Genomic DNA, 17,256 nt, shown 5'->3' with positions numbered 1-17,256 from the left:
AGACGAGATGCGCAAGAGCTTCCGCGACCGGTTCCGCAGCGACACCGAACTCGATGATCTGCCCGATCACGCGCTGCTGAACATCATCCGCATCCCGGGGCAGCGCTACTTCTCCCCGTGGACGCTGATCGCGCGCCGGGTGGTGTACGCACTGATCCTGCTCGCTCTCGTCGCGCTGATGGTCTACGCGGACAAGGACGGCTACTCCGAGGACCTCACCTTCATCGACGCGGTCTACTACTCGGCGGTCTCACTGTCCACGACCGGCTACGGCGACATCACCCCGGTGACCCAGAACGCCCGCCTGATCAACATCATCATCATCACCCCGATCCGGATCGCATTCCTGATCCTCCTGGTCGGTACCACCCTGTCCGTGCTCACGGAGGAAACCCGCCGGGCACTGCAGATCCAGCGTTGGAGGAAGCGCATGCGCAACCACACCGTCGTCGTCGGCTACGGCACCAAGGGACGCTCCGCCGTCGCCGCACTCATGGCCGACGGCACGCCACCCAGCCAGATCGTCGTCGTCGACACCGACCGGCACTCCCTCGACATGGCGTCGAGCCAGGGACTGGTCACCGTGCACGGCTCCGCGACGAAGGCCGACGTCCTCAAACTCGCCGGTGTCACCCGGGCCCGGGCCGTCGTCGTGGCACCCAACATGGACGACACCGCCGTCCTGGTCACCCTGAGCGTCCGGGAGATCGCCCCGGCCGCGACGATCGTGGCCAGTGTGCGTGAGTCCGAGAACCTCCACCTGCTGAAGCAGTCCGGCGCGGACTCCGTGGTGATCTCCTCCGAGACCGCCGGCCGCATGCTCGGTCTGGCGACCGTCACCCCGTCCGTCGTGGAGATGATGGAGGATCTGCTGTCCCCGGACGAGGGCTTCTCCATCGCCGAACGGCTCGTCGGGGAGGACGAGGTCGGGGCGAACCCACGGCACCTCGCGGACATCGTTCTCGGTGTCGTGCGCTCCGGTGAGCTCTACCGCATCGACTCACCCGAGGCCGAGACCGTGGAACCGGGGGACCGGCTGCTGTTCGTGCGCCGCGTGTTCCGGGAGGACGTGTCCTCTCAGTGACACCCCGCGAACCGGACACGGCGGGCACGGTTCCCGTCGTCCACGAGAACCATCTCTGCGTCACCACGCGCGACAGGGCCCTGATGGCCGAGGACCTCACCGCCGTCTACCTCACGACCGCACAGCTCACAGCCCTCGGCGTACCCACCGACGGGAGGGTGCTGCTCGAGGTGGGCACCACCCGGGGAACCGTCGACCGAGACTACGCCCTGCGCGTCGACGACGAAGCGGCAGCGACCATCATGTCGCGGACGTCGGCCACCCGCGCGGTCGCCCCCCGGGATCTCGAACGCCGGGCCTGGTCCCGGACCGTGGACCGGGCCGTCGCGGTCCTGCGCACCACCGAGAGAACACGCTTCGACCCCCGCGACGGATCGGTGCTGACCTGGAACGAAACCGGAAGCAGGGCCGTCAACGGTGCCGGTGCGGACTACTTCCCGCGCGTGGATCCGGCCGTCATCGGGCTGATCGAGCTCGCCGGAACCGACCGGGTGCTCCTCGCCCGCGACGCCCGGCGGGACTTCTTCTCGCTGGTGGCCGGATACGTGGAGCCGGGGGAGAGTCTGGAGCACGCCTTCGCCCGCGAGGTCGCGGAGGAGACCGGGCGCACCTGCCGGGACATCCGCTACGCAGGAAGCCAGCCGTGGCCGATATCGGACTCGGTGATGATCGGATTCACCGCCGTCACCGACGACGCCGATGCCCGGTGGGGCACCGACGGGGAGCTGGCCGAGATCATCTGGGCCGGACCCGCCGACATCCTCGACGGAGTGGTTCCCATCGCCCCGCCAGGTTCCATCGCGCACCGTCTGATCCTCGGGTGGGCCCGGGCGCGGGCGACCGCCGCCACGACGAACACCGAACACTGATACCCGGAGGCACCCCTTGGCGATCAACCTGGACGAACTCGACCCGGACCAGCGCGTGGCGGCGACCGCACCCCGCGGCCCGGTCTGCATCCTCGCTGGCGCCGGGACCGGCAAGACCCGCACCATCACCTACCGCATCGCGCACCTCATCGACCAGGGCTTCGTCGGCCCGAACCGGGTGCTCGCGGTCACCTTCACCGCCCGGGCCGCGGGTGAGATGCGGCACCGGCTCGCCCGCATGGGCATCGGTGGTGTCCAGGCACGCACCTTCCACGCCGCGGCGCGGCGTCAGCTGCGGTACTTCTGGCCGCAGGTCGCCGGGGACCTGCCGTGGCGTCTGCTGGACAACAAGTTCCCGCTCGTCGGGCGGGCGACCCGCAGCGTCGGGGTGGACTCGAGCACAGAGACCGTGCGGGACATCCTGGGTGAGATCGAGTGGGCCAAGGCCTCGCTGATCACCCCGGACGCCTACGTGCAGGCCATCGCGGGAACACAGCGCACCCCGCCCGTGGACGCGGAGAAGGTCGCGGAGGTCTACCGCCGCTACGAGCAGGCGAAGACCTCGGAGGAGGGGATGCTCCTCGACTTCGACGACCTCCTCCTGCACACCGCCGCCGCCCTGGAGAACGCCCCCGCCGTCGCGGAGGAGTTCCACGAGCAGTACCGCAGCTTCGTCGTCGACGAGTACCAGGACGTCACCCCGTTGCAGCAGCGGGTCCTCGACGCGTGGCTCGGGGACCGCGACGATCTCACCGTCGTCGGCGACGCGAACCAGACCATCTACTCGTTCACCGGCGCCACCCCGGACTTCCTGCTCAACTTCACCCGGAAGTACCCCGACGCCACCCTGACCCGACTCGAGCGGGACTACCGCTCCACCCCGCAGGTCACCCGGCTGGCGAACGCGGTGATCGGCCGGGCGAAGGGCCGCGTGGCGGGCACCCGGCTCGAACTCACCGGTATGCGGGATCCGGGGCCGGAGCCGGAGTTCTCCGTGCACGACGACGAGCCCGCGGAGGCCGCCGCCGTGGCGAAGAGGATCGCGGAGCTCATCGACTCCGGGATGCCGCCGTCCGAGATCGCCGTGCTCTACCGCATCAACGCCCAGTCCGCCGTGTTCGAACAGGCTCTCTCCGACGCAGGGATCGTCTACCAGGTCCGCGGGGGAGAGGGCTTCTTCAACCGGACCGAGGTCCGCAAGGCCATCTCCGAGCTCGTGCGTGCGGCGCAGCGCGACGATCTCCCCGATGAGGCCGTCGGCCCCGGACTCCGCGTCGTCGCGCGCGCCGTCCTCGCGCCCCTGGGGCTCACCCCGGAGGAACCGGAGGGCGCCCAGGCCAGGGAGCGGTGGCAGTCCCTCAACGCCCTCGTCGAGCTCGTCCACGAGCTCGGCCTCGCGACCCCGGACCTGGACATGAACGGACTGCTCGTGCAGCTGAAGAACCGGGCCGAGGCCAAACACCCGCCGACGGTGCAGGGGGTGACCCTCGCGTCGCTGCACGCCGCGAAGGGGCTGGAGTGGAACGCCGTCTTCCTCGTCGGCCTCGTCGAGAACACCCTGCCCATCAGCCACGCGATCAAGGCCGGGGAGCACCAGGTCGAGGAGGAACGCCGACTGTTCTACGTCGGAGTCACCCGTGCCCGGACCCATCTCTTCTGCTCCTGGGCGCTGGCCCGCCAGGAGGGCGGCAGGAAGTCGCGGAAGCGGACCCGGTTCCTCGACGGGATCGTCACCGACCCGGAGCCGGTGGAACGGGGATCCTCCCGCAACCGCCCGAAGCGGTGCCGGGTGTGCGGCTCCCCGCTGGAGAGCCCGCAGGAGAAGGTCCTGCGGCGCTGCATCGACTGCCCCGGCGGCGCTGACGACGGGATCTTCGAGCAGCTGCGCGCCTGGCGGGCGGAGACCGCACGGGAGGATCAGGTTCCCGCGTACATCGTGTTCTCCGACGCGACGCTCATGGCCATCGCCGAGGCGATGCCCGCCGATGAACGGGAACTCCTCGGGGTCAGCGGCGTCGGCCCGGTGAAGGTGGACAAGTACGGCGGTCAGGTGCTGGCCATCGTCAACGGAACCCTCGACTGACCTCCGGCACCCCCGGTGACGGTGCGCCGGAATCGGCGCATCCCCGGGCGGCCGCCCAGCAGTCCGGGCAGTGCGGGTGAACCCCGAACCGGGTGGCGGTGGAGGTGAGCCGGTGCGGATCGACGGTGATCACCGTCCCCGCGGACGGAAGGTCGCGCTCCGGCCCCGGCGGCGGGGCGGTCACACCCGCGAACCGGAGAACAAGTGCGGCCGCGGTCGTGACCACGGTGCGGAGCACGACCGGATCCGGCGGCAGCCAGCTCCCGTCCCCGAACCGTGGGGCCTCCCTGGGGGCGTCCGGGTCCGCGTCGAAACGGTGCAGACGCGCGCACAACGGGCACGGCCCCGCACCGTGTAGACGGAGCGGCCCCAGGACCACCCGGCCGTCGATGACGGTGACCGGGATGACGTCGCCGCCGCGCTGGATGATCGGTGTGGACAGATCGTGCAGTTCATCGGGTGCGCCGGTGAGCACGACCGGTGCTCCGGGGCTGAAGGTCCGCAGAAAACCGCCGGGCCGCTCACCGGGGAGTCGTCCCGACACCTCGGCTCCGTACTGCGCGACCAGATCACGGATTCCGTCCGCGGCACGGTCCTCACCGAGCACCCCGACGCGCGGTACCCCGACAGGCACGCGGAGGAGCGCCCCGTAGTCGATGAGTTCGTCGATCAGGGTGGCGGTCTCGGCCGGTGTCCCACCGGCCGAGACGAGTGCGTCGGTGAGTTCATCGACGGTGACCGGCGTCCGGGTGCCGGCCAGGACGTCCCGGATCCGTGTCGTCGTGTCCGGGGGAAGTGTGTCTATGATGCCGGCCCAGGTCGGGTCGAGGCCGAACTGGAGGTTGCGGCCGCGGCGGAGATGCAGGCTGACCGTGGGGGCCAGACGGACAGGTTGTCCGGTTTCGGGCATGGGGATACCTCGTGTCTCGGTTGTCCACAGGCCCCAGCAGCAGTGACGGTGCGGCCATTTCACCACAGATAGACTCAACTGTCATGGCGCAGTCCACAGACCCCGAGATCCAGGTGATCCGATCCACCCGCCGGACCAGGACGGTCTCCGGCCGGATCGTCGACGGGAAGATCGTCGTCCGGATCCCCGCGCGGCTCACCGCGGCACAGGAGGCGGAAGCGGTCGCGGACATCGTCGCGAGGGTCCGGCGGCGGTCCACATCGGTGCACACCGGGGACGCGGAGCTCGAGGCCCGCGCCCGGGAACTCAACAGCCGGCTGCTGGAGGGGCGCGCGACGTTCAGCTCGGTGCGGTGGGTGGGCAACCAGACGCGTCGCTGGGGGTCCTGCAGCCCGGACACCGGGGAGATCCGCATCACCGACCGGCTGCGCGAGGTTCCGGGATACGTGCTCGACGCGGTCCTCGTGCACGAGCTCACGCACACCTTCATCCACTCGGGGCACGACGCGTCCTTCCGGGAATGGGCGGACCGCGCACCGCAGGCCGAGCGGGCGAAGGGCTATCTCGAGGCCTACCAGCGTTTCGGGGGTAACGGAAAGTGATCCCGCAGCGCCGGGCACCGCGGGATCACTGAAGGAAAGACGTCAGGAGTTCCGCCTGTCGTCCCCGTCGTCACCCGGTTCCACCGGGTCGGAGGGGTCATCGCCGGAACCGTCGGGGTCCGTGTCTTCCGCCGAGCTCTTCCGGTCGGCCTCCTCGGCGAGCATCTTCTCCAGGGCGTCGATCTCCGCGATGGGATCGAAGTCCCCGGCGTCGCCCTCATCGAGCAGGCCGTCGATGAACTCGGCCGAGTTCTCCAGGTCGGAGGCCACGGGCAGGAAATCGGGGTGGTCCCAGACGGCGTCGCGGCGCTTGACGCCAACGGCGACCTCCACCCGGCGCCACAGCTCCATGGCCTCGGCGACCTTGGGGGCGGCGAACTCGATGCCGACGACCCTGGAGAAGGCCTGCTCCGCGGAACCACCGGTGGCGCGACGCCGACGCCATGCCTCGTTCATCGCCGCGGTGGAGGGGATCCGGTCGCCGATGGCCTCGGTGACCACGAGTTCCACCCAGCCCTCGACGAGCGCGAGCATCGTCTCCAGCCGGGCCGCGGCAGCCGCGTTCCGGGAGGAGATCCTGGGCGAGAGGTCCATGCCCTGCAGGCGCTGCATCGCGTCCTGGATCTGCGCCGGGTCACCGCTCTCCAGGTTGAGCTCGCGGGCGGCCTCCTCGATGTGGGAGGTGTCGATCACGAGGCCCGCGGCGTACTCCTCGACGGAGGAGACGAGACGCTCGACCAGCCACGGGACGTGCTTGAACAGGCGCTGGCGGGCCACCTCCCGGACACACAGGTAGACCAGGGCCTCCTGCTCCGGGACGTCGAGTCCCTTCGACATCTCCCGAAGATGGACCGGAAGGACCGCGGTGACCCCCGCCGGGGCGACCGGGAGACCGAAGTCCGAACCGGTCAGCGCCTGTCGGGCGAGATCACCGAGGGCGTTTCCGAGCTGCATGCCGAAGTTCATGCCCGACATCTGGTTCATCATCTGCAGCATGGGGCCGATCATCTGCCGCGCCTCCTCCGGCAGCGACTCCAGCTGGGCCTCATTCATCCGCTCCGCGACCGGGGTGACCATCCGCTTCCACACCGGGAGCGTCTGTTCCAGCCAGGTTTCCGCGTTCCACGCCTCGACCCGTCCCGAGGCGGTGGGCAGTTCGGTGGCGTCATCGAGCCAGAGCTCCGCCAGGCGTACCGCGTCGGTGACGGCGGTGACCTGATTCGCGGGCACCGGTTGGACGCGACCGATCTGCTGACGGGCGATCCGCTCGGCGAGGGCGTAGTTCACCGCGCCCTGGCCGTCGGGGGAGTTCATGGACGATCCCATGCCCGAGAGCATCTGGCCGAACTGGTTGAGCATGTCGCCCAGACCTCCGCCCATGTTGCCTCCGCCCATGCCCGGCCCGAAGCTGAAGAAACCGAAGTTGTTCTGACCGTCGTTGCGGTCGTCATCGTCATCGTCACCGGGTCGGAAGCCAAAACCATGGTTGTTCATGGCTCCAACCTACCGGCGGCTGCGAGAGCTTCGCCATCGCGGGAACAACGCTCTCAGCGAACACGTCGGGGCGCGCCGGGGTCCGTACCGGTGGCGGGTGCTCCGCCGGGGACGGGGATCGGCGGTCCGGGACTGTATCGTTGGTAGGCGTGAATCGTCGAACAAGCACTGTGCTGGCCGGAGCGCTGCCCGTGGTCGCGTTGACCTACCTCGCCATGGCCGACCACATCCCCGGGACGGGTATCGATCTGACGGTGCCCTACGCCGCGGAGGGACCGGGGCCGACCTTCGACACCCTCGGGGAGTACCGGGGGGAGAAGGTAGTGGACATCAGTGGCGCGGAGCTCGACGAGACCGAGGGGAACCTCGACATGACCACCGTGGAGATCCGTACGGGAATGACCCTCGCGGAGGCGGTCCGCAGGTGGCTGTCCGAGGACACCCTCGTGCCCATCGACCACTTCATCCGTCCGGGCGAGACGCTCGAGGAGGTCTCCCAACGCAATGAGGTGCTGTTCAGCTCCTCGGAGTCCGCCGCCACGATCGCCGCCATGACCTACCTCGACAAACCGCTCCAGGTCAGGGTCGTCGGTGTCGCGGAGGACTCCGCGGCCGAGGGGGAACTCCGGGACGGCGACATCATCCGCTCCGTCGACGGCACCGCGGTCACCCTCCCGATCGAGGTGCAGGAGGCCGTACGGGGGAAGAAGCCCGGCGACCGGATCCGGTTGGAGGTGGATCGGGAAGGCGGCGACCGGGCCGTCGACGTCACGCTCGGAAGCCACCCGGACCAGCCCGACGTGCCGCTGCTCGGGGTAATGATGGACGCCACCCCCGCCGACGGAATCACCGTCAACTACAACCTGGAGGACATCGGCGGTCCGAGTGCGGGCATGATGTTCAGCCTCGCCGTCGTGGACAAGCTCAGCGAAGGCCCGCTGAATGGCGGTCGCTTCGTGGCGGGAACGGGAACCATCTCGGTGACCGGTGACGTCGGTTCCATCGGCGGGATAGTCCACAAGGTCCGCGCCGCGCGTGACGCCGGCGCGGAGGTGTTCCTCGCCCCGAGCGCGAACTGCGCTGAGGCGGTGAGCCGGGACCACGGGGATATGGCCGTGCTGAAGGTGGATACGCTCGCTGAGGCGATCGACCAGATGGCGGCCTACGACGCCCGCCCGGGCAGCGCGCTGACCTGCGAGGACTATCTCTCCAACTAGTTCTTCGCCCGATCCGTCGGTGTCGTCGACGTCCCGGTGGGAGCGGTAGGGCGCCCCGTTCCGGTGGGCTGTCCCGTCGGTCTGGTCGATGTGGCGGTGCGCGGCGGAGTCGTCGCCGTCCGACGGGCGAGGCCGAGCTCCATGATCCGCTCGCGTGGGTCCTGTTCATCGGTGGAGATCATCTGCTGCAGGACGACGCCGTTCGCGTTGTCGACCACGGTGATGATCGCGACGGTGCCCACGTTCGACCAACCCACGATCACGTCCCCGTCGTCCTGCACGATCCGGGCGCTGCGCAGTTCGGTCAGCAACTGGGTGGTGGACGCCGCCTTCGCCTCGTTGGCGAAGAACTGGAACTGCCCGACCTCCTCTCCCGAGCACGCGGAGGAATCAGCCACCCCGTTCGGCATGCAGGAGTCGAACTTCTCGAACAGCGACCGCGGCGCGAGGGTCCCGAAACGCTCGTAGGCGTCCTGGACGCTCCGTGGGAGCCGCGGACTCCTGTCCGTGGCGCCGGCGGAGGCCCCGGACGTCGTCGAGGTGGGGCTCCCGGAACCGCCCGAATCCGTGGTGGAGGTCGCCGATGCGGTCGACGTGCCTTCCGTCGTGTCCGCCGGGTCGGCGTCCTGTCCGGGTTCCGGACCGTCGCCTCCACCGCACCCGGCGAGGAGGACGGTCGCGGTCAGGGCTGCGGCGAACCGGAGACGGCGCGAGGAGCTGCGGTACGGGGTGTCGGGCACTGGTGTCAGTCAGCTCCTCGGTGATGGCGGGTGGGAACCGCCGGATGGTCTTCTCTCTCGCCGGGCGTCAGTCGACGGCCGGCTGCTCAAGAGTGTAATGAAGTGCGGCGATGACACCGGGAGCGACACCGGGTCCGCCCCGGAGGCTGATCTCGTCATCCGCGAAGGGGCCCGCCGCCGCGAGCTCCTCCTCGGTGGGGCGGAGCTGCAGCAGTGTCAGTTCCTCCCCGCTGCGCAGCACACCGGAGAACAGGCGCGCCGGTTTCGCCTCGATCCCGCCGGTCGGGCCGTCCCCCGCATCGTCGGGATCGGTTCCCGCCGTGTCCCGGAAGAGGATCTCCTGGGCCAGGATGACCCCGCACACCTGCTCCGGCCACGCCAGGCGGGAGACGAAATCACCCAGCTCATCGGAGCCCCCCTCGATGTGCGGAGGCAGGTCGTCCTGCTGCACGAGCGTCAGCGGGGAATCGTCCTCGATCAGGTCCGCAGCTCCCGTCGCATCGGCGAGCATCGAGGTCTCGACGAGGGCGAAGAGAGCGGGGGAGGAGTCCCAGCCTCCGGCGTGGACGTGTTCGACGGCCTCCATCATGGCCCGGTTGAGGGCCTGCTGGGTGAGAGGGGACTCCGGCGTTGCTGGCATGGGATGGGTGCTCCCGGTTGTCTCGGATACGGAAAAAAGAAAGTACTGTTGAATTCTATCCGTCACGTGCACGTTAATTAAAGGAGTTGGCTTGTCTAGCGGCCTTAGCCCCCAGAAGCCGTTCAAACGACCGCCGAGGTTGGTCAGCGGGATCATCTTCCTCGTCGCCCTCGTCATCTTCGTGGGGCCGATCCTCATCGGCTACTACACCGACTGGCTGTGGTTCTCCGAGGTGGACTTCCGCGGCGTGTTCACCCGCGTCCTGGTCACCCGGATCGTCCTGTTCCTGGTGTTCGGGGTGATCGCGGCCGCCATCGTGTGGCTCGCCGGGTACCTGGCGTTCAGGTACCGCCCGGACGACATGGACGACGTCTTCGGTTTCGAACCGGACAATCCGATCCGCGCGTACCGCGCCGCGATCGAGCAGTCCCTCAAGCGCGTCATGCTCGGCGTCCCGATCTTCATCGGAATCCTCGCGGGCATCGTCGGACAGGCGAACTGGACCACCGTCTCCCTGTTCCTCAACGGATCCGACTTCGGGGTCTCCGACCCGCAGTTCCACCGTGACTACGGTTTCTACGCCTTCACCCTCCCGTTGATCCGGCTCGTCGTGGGATCCCTCTCGTCGCTGCTGATCGTGGCCTTCCTCGTGGCACTCGTGGGGCACTACCTGCTCGGCGGAATCCGGGTGGGGGCCAACGGTTTCGCGGAGAAGGGTGCCATGTCCAACCCCGCGCGCATCCAGCTCGCGGTCACCGCAGGGCTCTGGATGCTGCTGCGCGTCGTCAGCTACTGGCTCGACCGCTACGACCTGCTGAGTGCACAGCACGGAGGTGGACAGGGCAGTTCCTTCTACGGTGGCTCCTACACCGACATCAACGCGGTCCTGCCCGCCAAGATCCTCCTCATGGTCATCGCCGTCGTCGTCGCCGCGGCGTTCTTCTCCGCGGTGGTTCTCCGTGATCTCCGCATCCCCGCCCTGGCGACCGGCCTCATGGTCCTGTCGGCCGTGGTGATCGGGACCGCCTGGCCGCTGGCCATCGAACAGTTCTCCGTCGCCCCGAACCGCGCGGAGAAGGAGTCTAAGTACATCGCCCGCAACATCGAGGCGACCCGATACGCCTACGGCGTGACGGACGACGAGGTCACCTACATCTCCAACTGGGGTGCGGAAGGCGCGTCGGAGGAGTCCGTCGCCGATGACGTGGCGACACTGTCGAACATCCGCCTGCTCGATCCGCAGATCCTCTCCGACACGTTCACCCAGCAGCAGCAGCTCAAGAACTTCTACGGTTTTCCGGACAAGCTCAACATCGACCGCTACACCGTCGACGGCGAGCTGCGCGACTACGTCGTCGCCGCGCGTGAGATCGACCCCAACGCCCTGCGTGACAACCAGCGGGACTGGATCAACCGGCACACCGTCTACACCCACGGCAACGGCCTCGTGGCCGCGCCCGCGAACCAGGTCGACGAGGTCGCCCGCGACGTCGGATCCACCCGTGGCGGCTACCCCGTCTACACCGTGAGTGACCTGCAGACCCTGCAGCGCCGCGCGGAGAACGAGGAGGCGGAGAAACTCGGTATCGAGGTCGATGAGCCCCGCGTGTACTTCGGTCCCGTCATCGCCTCCGGCCCGACCAACAGCGACTACGCCATCGTCGGCGGCACCCTCGACGGCAAGGCCCTCGAGTACGACACCGACGGATCGAGCTACACCTACACCGGTTCCGGCGGCGTCTCCATCGGCAACATCGTCAACCGCACCGCCTTCGCCCTGCGCTACCAGGAGATCAACATGCTCCTGAGTGACCGGATCGACGGCAACTCCAAGATCATCTTCGAACGCGACCCCCGCTCCCGGGTGGAGAAGGTCGCGCCCTGGCTGACCACCGACTCCGCGACGTACCCCACCGTCATCGACGGGAAGATCAAGTGGATCGTCGACGGCTACACCACGCTCAGCAACCTGCCCTACGCCCAGCGCACCACGCTGAGCGAGGTCACCCGTGACTCGCTGAACGCCAACGGCACGAACCAGCGCCTGCTCACCGACCAGGTGGGCTACATCCGCAACTCGGTCAAGGCCGTCGTCGACGCCTACGACGGATCCGTGGAGCTCTACGAGTTCGACGACTCCGACCCGGTGCTCAAGGCGTGGGAGGGCGTGTTCCCCGGAACGGTGAAGCCGAAGGAGGAGATCTCCGACGACCTGCGCGAGCACCTCCGCTACCCGGAGGACCTGTTCAAGGTCCAGCGGGAGATCATCGCCAAGTACCACGTCGATGACGCGCGTGTGTTCTTCACCTCCGACGACTTCTGGTCCGTGCCCAGCGACCCGAACGCCTCGAAGGGCGTCGAGGGCGTCAACCAGCCCCCGTACTACGTCGTCGCCGCCGACCCCGAATCCCGGGACGCAGGCTTCCAGCTGATCACCCCGTTCCGTGGGCTGGAGCGCCAGTTCCTCGCCGCGCACATGTCCGTGTCCTCCGACCCGGACAACTTCGGCAAGATCACGGTCCGGGTCCTGCCCACCCAGACCCAGACGCTCGGCCCGGCGCAGGCGCAGGACACGATGATGTCCTCCGACCAGGTCGCCCGCGACCGGTCGCTGTGGGAGGGCACGAACGACATCAAGAACGGTAACCTCCTGACCCTGCCCGTCGGTGGGGGAGAGATCCTCTACGTCGAACCGATCTACACCCAGCGCAAGGACCAGGACTCCGCCTTCCCGAAGCTGCTGCGTGTGCTCGTGAACTACAACGGTCAGGTCGGCTACGCCCCGACCATCGCCGAGGCGCTGAGCCAGGTCGGCATCGACCCACGCTCCGCGGCGGATGTCGAGGAGGCGACGGATCTGCCGGACAGCGTGGGCAGGACGCCTGCCGGCGGCGACTCCGGTGGCGGAGGGGAGGCGACCGAGCCCTCCACCACCATCGGCGGTGTCCCGGCCGCCGACCTCAACGAGGCCATGGACCGCGTCTCCGAGGCACTCAAGGGCCTGAACGACGCCAAGAACGCCTCCCATGAGGAGTACGGTCGGGCCCTCGATCGTCTGGATCGTGCGGTCGCCGAGTACCAGCGGCTCCAGAACCAGGCCACCTCAGACGGGGCGGACAGTGACCCCGCTGTCCCGAACCCGGCTGACCCGGAGGAAGCCAACGTGTGACAGATGGGAGAAGGCGGCGGATCCGGACGGCAGGGTTCGCCGCTTCTCTCATTTTCGCAGTTCACCGCCCCGATTGGACGTTCTCGGGGAAGCTATGTAAAGTAACTCAACGTTGCCAGGGAGCAGACGAGAGAACGTTTCCCGGCACGGTGTCAGTACGTAGCACCCGACGCGGGGTGGAGCAGCTCGGTAGCTCGCTGGGCTCATAACCCAGAGGTCGTAGGTTCAAATCCTGCCCCCGCTACCACGTACAGAAAACCCCTCTCCTTCTGGAGAGGGGTTTTCTCGTGTTCGCTTCCAGGAAGCTAAACATGTGCCATCTCTGACATTCTGGTTGGTGACAGGTGGAATTTACAGACATCGACGGGGGCGGCGCGGTCCCCGGTACCCGGACCGCTGCCCGCGGTTGTCCCGGTCCACGGGCTGGGCTCAACTCTGACCCCGACCCTGACCGCGCAACCCGACGTCACCACCGATCCCGCAGGCTCGGCCGCCGCGCGGACCGATGCCGAACGGACAGCGATCGACAACGAGGCTGGGGTCACCGGGTGGGCGGTCCAGGATCGTGAAGTCCGTGGACCCGTGGCGTTTTCGGGGGCGTGGATGTTTTTTCACTCGGCCCGGAACGGCAGTGGTTGGCCACCACTGGTTGCCGCGTGCGCCCATTCGGTTGCGCTGCTTCGGGGGAGATCCAGCGCGGTCGTGGTGTGCCCGAGCCGGGTTGGTCCGGTGGTGGTGCTGTCTGTGTCGGGAAAGAAACGGAAAGTTGGTTGCCCTGAAAAACAGCTGAGGCTAACCTTTCCTCATGAGGCAGACGTGCGACCCCGATGCCGAGGCCACCGCTGACACCGCAGGCCCGCCCGGAACGCTGTGCGACCCACTGCCCGGCACTTCCGTCGGCGCACTGATCGGTAGGCAGAAACCCCGGTTGATCGCCAGCGGGGTGCTCTCCGTGCTCGGGGCGTTCGCCGGACTCGTGCCCTACGTCGTCATCTACTTCCTCGCCCGGGATCTTCTCGTCGGCGAGCAGCAGACGGGTCGCATCCCCTTCCTCGTGGCCGTCGCGGCGGCCGGGGTGGCGGGCAAGGCCCTGCTGCGTATGGCGGCGAACAACGTCGCACACATCGCCGCCTACCGGGCGCTCGCCGACATCCGTCTCGCGCTGGCGGAGCGCCTCGCCCGGATGCCACTGGCCCGGGCCCAGGCGCGCAGCAGCGGCGAGGTGAAGAAGGTGTTCCAGGACGACGTCGAGCAGCTGGAACTCGGGCTCTCCCACGCGATCCCCGACATCGCGGCATCGGTGACCGTCCCGGTCACCACGCTGATCTTCATGTTCATCATCGACTGGCGCATGGCCCTCGCCGCCCTCGTCGTCGTCCTCGGCATCGTCGGATGCGTCGCCGCCGCGGTCACCGCGTCGAAGGACCTGATGGAGCGGGAATCCGACGTGAGGAAGCAGCTCAACGTCGAGGCGGTCTCCTTCGTCCGGGGTATCCGGGTGATCCGCGGCTTCGTCGGTTCGACGTTCCTCTTCGACGGTATCCGGGACGCGATCGTCGCCAGCGAGGACATCGAGCTGGACAAGACCGAGCGCGGCCGGGTGGGCGCAGCGGGTGCGGCCACACTCGTCGCGATCAGCATCATCGCCATCCTGCCGCTGGGCCTGTGGCTCTACCGCTCGGGTTCGCTGGAGCCACAGGACTTCGTGTTCTTCATCCTCGTCGGCGTCGGTTTCGCCCAGCCGTTGATGACACTGACGCTCTCCGCGGCCGTTCTCCAGTACCAGATCGAGGCGGGGCTGAAGAACATCTCCGGGTTCCTGGCGGAACCAGACCTACCGGTGCCACCGACCCCCGCCACCCGGGACGGCTCGCGCATCGAGCTCCGTGGCGCGCGCGTCACCTACGGGGACACGGACGTCGTCAAGGACATCGACCTCGTCATCGAACCCGGCGAACGGGTCGCGGTGATCGGCGGGTCCGGGGCGGGGAAATCAACCCTGCTCCGTGTCATCGCCCGGTTCATCGACGTCAGCGCCGGAAAGGTCACGTTCGGTGGAACCGACGTCCGCGAGCTGGACCCGGCGGAACTCTCCGGGGCGATCGCCTTCGTCCAGCAGGACGACTACATCTTCAACGACACCGTCCTGGAGAACATCCGCCTCGCCCGGCCGGACGCCACCGACGAGGAGATCCGGTCGGCCGGCCGGCGGGCACGGGTCACCGAGTTCATCGACGAACTGGACCGGGGATGGGACACCGTGCTCGGTGCTGCGGGGGCGAATCTGTCGGGTGGGCAGCGGCAGCGGATCTCCATCGCCCGTGCGCTGCTGGCCGATTCCCCGGTGGTGATGCTCGATGAGGTCACCGCATCACTCGACGCCACCAACGAGCGGTCGGTGGTGGCGGCGCTGGCGGAACTGCAGCAGGGTCGCACCGTCATCACCGTCGCCCACCGACTCGGGTCCCTGACCGGCTACGACCGCATCCTCGTCATGGACGACGGCCGGATCGTCGCCGAGGGCGACCACGAGGAGCTGTCCGCGACCTCCGGGACGTACCGCCGTCTCTGGCGGGATTTCGTCGCCGTGGACAAGTGGGGGATGGAAGCCGGCGACGGGTGCCCGACCGCAGCCCCGTCGCCGGCAAGGGTGACGTCCGCCGCGGAACCCGCGTCCGACGGCGGATTCGCCGAACACACCCCACCGGTCCGGAACCTGACCGGTCTCGGCCCCGTCGGCCAGTGGTTCGCGATGCTGGGAACCCACCGGGGGCAACTGTGGCGGGTGGGACTCTGGCGCCTGCTGCTCGAGGGATTCTTCACCTCGGCACCGATGGTCGTGGTCTTCTTCAGCCTCCTGGCTGTTCTCGACGACACACTGACCACCCGGGACGTCCACCTGTTGTCCGGCGCGCTCCTGCTCATCTTCATCGCCCGGTTGACCGTCGGAATCGGCGTGGCGAAGCACTGGTGGCCGGTCGCGTTCCGGGCGATCTCGGATCTCCGCCGCTCGGTGCTCCGCCGGCTGACCCGGGCACCGCTCGGGGTGTTCGACCGGATGGACGCGGGCCGGACGACGACACTCCTCGTCTCCGAGCTCGCCCTCGTCGACTTCATCAACCTCCCCGCGAAGCTCATCATCGCGGTGGTCCAGCCCGTCCTCATCACCGTCGTGCTGTTCTCCCTGGACTGGCGGCTCGCGGCCGCGGCACTGATCGGTGTCCCGTTCTTCCTGCTCACCCTGAAGATGACCGATCGGGCGCACGAGGCCACCTTCACCGATGTCACCGCCGCCAGGCGGGAGGCCAATTCCGCGCTCCTCGAGTTCTGCCGCGGCACCGCGGTCCTCCGCGCCTTCCCCGACGCCCCGCAGGCGCAGGTCTACCGCGCCCGGGTGGAGGCCCTGCGCCGTGCCAGCGTCCGCATGGCGGTGCGCACGAGCCCCATGACCACGCTCGGCACCATCGTCCTGGAGGCCGGGTTCGTCGCGATGCTGTGGCTCGGATCCGGCCTGTTCACCGGCGGATCGGTCAGCGCGACCACTCTGCTGCTGTTCCTCATCCTGGCACTCAACATGTACCGGCCCTTCCAGGAGCTGCTGGAACTGTCCGCGTACCGGCACCAGCAGGAGCGCATCGCCCGGAGCCTCGCCGAGGTCTGGGACACCGGGGAACTGCCGGAACCGGAAGTCCCCCGCGCACCCGCCGACTCCACCGTCGAGGTCGACGGCGTCACCTTCGGGTACAGCGACCGGGACATCCTCCACGACGTGTCGTTCACCGCCGGGTCCGGGACGGTCACCGCCGTCATCGGGCCGTCCGGCGCGGGCAAATCCACCGTGGTCAACCTCGTCGCGAGGTTCTTCGACCCCGGCAGTGGGGCGATCCGGATCGGCGGTGTCGATCTGCGGGACATGGACGCCGCGACGCGCCGGGAGACCATCTCCACCGTCTACCAGGACGTCTACCTCTTCCCGGTCTCCATCCGGGACAACCTCACCATCGGTTCCCCCGGTATCACCGACGAGAAGGTGTGGGCGGCACTCGCGCAGGCGGAGGCGAGCGACTTCGTCGCCGCTCTGCCGGACGGACTGGACACGGTCCTGACCGACGGCGGCACGAACCTGTCCGGAGGGCAGCGTCAACGGCTGTCGATCGCGCGCGCCCTGCTCAAGGATGCTCCGGTGCTGCTCCTCGACGAGGCGGTCGCCGCCGTCGACCCGGGTACCGAACGGCGCATCCAGGCGGCGGTGAACAGGCTGATCCACGGCAGGACCGTGCTCGTCATAGCCCACCGGCTGAACACGATCCGCAACGTGGACCAGATCGTCGTCCTCGCCGACGGCCGGGTCGACGGCGCCGGAACACACGACGAGATCATCGGGACGAGTTCCGTCTACCGGGAACTGCTCGGTCTCCCGGACCAACCGACGACCACGTGAGGAGTCA

At 68.5% G+C, this 17,256-nt stretch carries 10 protein-coding genes, 1 tRNA gene and 1 pseudogene; 8 read left to right on the top strand and 4 right to left on the bottom strand.

Annotated features, from left to right (window positions below):
- Positions 1–7 precede the first annotated feature (7 nt).
- From KRX55_RS02425 to KRX55_RS02415, 3 genes are read left to right on the top strand one after another with little or no spacing between them, the layout of a single operon-like run.
- On the top strand, positions 8–1,084 hold the full coding sequence (locus KRX55_RS02425) for a potassium channel family protein (RefSeq protein ID WP_200256015.1): 1,077 nt from the start codon (positions 8–10) through the stop codon (positions 1,082–1,084).
- Positions 1,081–1,953 carry an NAD(+) diphosphatase gene (locus tag KRX55_RS02420; RefSeq protein WP_218406266.1) on the top strand — a complete coding sequence of 291 codons (873 nt, stop codon included), beginning with the start codon at positions 1,081–1,083 and terminating at the stop codon, positions 1,951–1,953. Before KRX55_RS02425 ends, KRX55_RS02420 begins: the two co-directional genes overlap by 4 nt.
- 16 nt (positions 1,954–1,969) lie before the next feature.
- Entirely contained in the window at positions 1,970–4,036 is a 2,067-nt protein-coding gene (locus KRX55_RS02415; protein WP_218406265.1) for an ATP-dependent DNA helicase UvrD2, read from the top strand.
- On the opposite strand, the gene KRX55_RS02410 is transcribed toward KRX55_RS02415, so the two are convergent.
- Positions 4,017–4,946 (bottom strand): TOMM precursor leader peptide-binding protein, encoded by a 930-nt coding sequence (locus KRX55_RS02410; RefSeq protein WP_218406264.1) that lies wholly within the window; start codon positions 4,944–4,946, stop codon positions 4,017–4,019. The genes KRX55_RS02415 and KRX55_RS02410 overlap by 20 nt on opposite strands.
- An 83-nt stretch (positions 4,947–5,029) precedes the next feature.
- On the opposite strand from KRX55_RS02410, the gene KRX55_RS02405 reads away from it, so the two are divergent.
- Entirely contained in the window at positions 5,030–5,548 is a 519-nt protein-coding gene (locus tag KRX55_RS02405) for a M48 metallopeptidase family protein (RefSeq protein ID WP_218406263.1), read from the top strand.
- 42 nt (positions 5,549–5,590) lie between these two features.
- Here KRX55_RS02405 and KRX55_RS02400 read toward each other — a convergent pair whose 3' ends face one another.
- Complete coding sequence (locus KRX55_RS02400; protein WP_218406262.1) at positions 5,591–7,042, bottom strand: zinc-dependent metalloprotease; 1,452 nt, start codon at positions 7,040–7,042, stop codon at positions 5,591–5,593.
- 149 nt (positions 7,043–7,191) lie between these two features.
- Between KRX55_RS02400 and KRX55_RS02395 the strand changes: the two genes are divergently transcribed.
- Positions 7,192–8,259: a YlbL family protein gene (locus KRX55_RS02395; protein WP_218406261.1), complete on the top strand. Its 1,068-nt coding sequence runs from the start codon at positions 7,192–7,194 to the stop codon at positions 8,257–8,259.
- Here the strand turns inward: KRX55_RS02395 and KRX55_RS02390 are convergent.
- On the bottom strand, positions 8,256–8,999 hold the full coding sequence (locus KRX55_RS02390; RefSeq protein ID WP_218406260.1) for a hypothetical protein: 744 nt from the start codon (positions 8,997–8,999) through the stop codon (positions 8,256–8,258). The genes KRX55_RS02395 and KRX55_RS02390 overlap by 4 nt on opposite strands.
- A 67-nt stretch (positions 9,000–9,066) precedes the next feature.
- Entirely contained in the window at positions 9,067–9,639 is a 573-nt protein-coding gene (locus KRX55_RS02385) for a PPA1309 family protein (RefSeq protein WP_200256026.1), read from the bottom strand.
- Positions 9,640–9,730: 91 nt separating this feature from the next.
- Here KRX55_RS02385 and KRX55_RS02380 point away from each other — a divergent pair.
- From KRX55_RS02380 to KRX55_RS02370, 3 genes and pseudogenes are all read left to right on the top strand, one after another.
- Positions 9,731–12,736: pseudogene (locus tag KRX55_RS02380) on the top strand (UPF0182 family protein); the annotation flags it as partial.
- Positions 12,737–12,978: 242 nt separating this feature from the next.
- Positions 12,979–13,055, top strand: a tRNA-Met gene (locus KRX55_RS02375).
- A gap of 558 nt (positions 13,056–13,613) precedes the next feature.
- On the top strand, positions 13,614–17,249 hold the full coding sequence (locus KRX55_RS02370) for an ABC transporter ATP-binding protein (RefSeq protein ID WP_218406259.1): 3,636 nt from the start codon (positions 13,614–13,616) through the stop codon (positions 17,247–17,249).
- The last annotated feature ends 7 nt before the right edge of the window (positions 17,250–17,256 follow it).

It is taken from the genome of Corynebacterium sp. TAE3-ERU16 (assembly GCF_019209935.1).
Classification (GTDB): domain Bacteria; phylum Actinomycetota; class Actinomycetes; order Mycobacteriales; family Mycobacteriaceae; genus Corynebacterium; species Corynebacterium antarcticum.
Note: the sequence above shows the minus strand (reverse complement) of the source record. Positions and strands in the feature narration are given on the sequence as shown.

What these genes read in the sequence shown, in the direction of transcription:
- KRX55_RS02370 (WP_218406259.1), top strand. Translation starts at nt 13,614, where the DNA reads ATGAGGCAGACGTGCGACCCCGATGCCGAGGCCACCGCTGACACCGCA.
- KRX55_RS02410 (WP_218406264.1), bottom strand. Translation starts at nt 4,946, where the DNA reads ATGCCCGAAACCGGACAACCTGTCCGTCTGGCCCCCACGGTCAGCCTG.
- KRX55_RS02385 (WP_200256026.1), bottom strand. Translation starts at nt 9,639, where the DNA reads ATGCCAGCAACGCCGGAGTCCCCTCTCACCCAGCAGGCCCTCAACCGG.
- KRX55_RS02425 (WP_200256015.1), top strand. Translation starts at nt 8, where the DNA reads ATGCGCAAGAGCTTCCGCGACCGGTTCCGCAGCGACACCGAACTCGAT.
- KRX55_RS02405 (WP_218406263.1), top strand. Translation starts at nt 5,030, where the DNA reads ATGGCGCAGTCCACAGACCCCGAGATCCAGGTGATCCGATCCACCCGC.
- KRX55_RS02400 (WP_218406262.1), bottom strand. Translation starts at nt 7,042, where the DNA reads ATGAACAACCATGGTTTTGGCTTCCGACCCGGTGACGATGACGATGAC.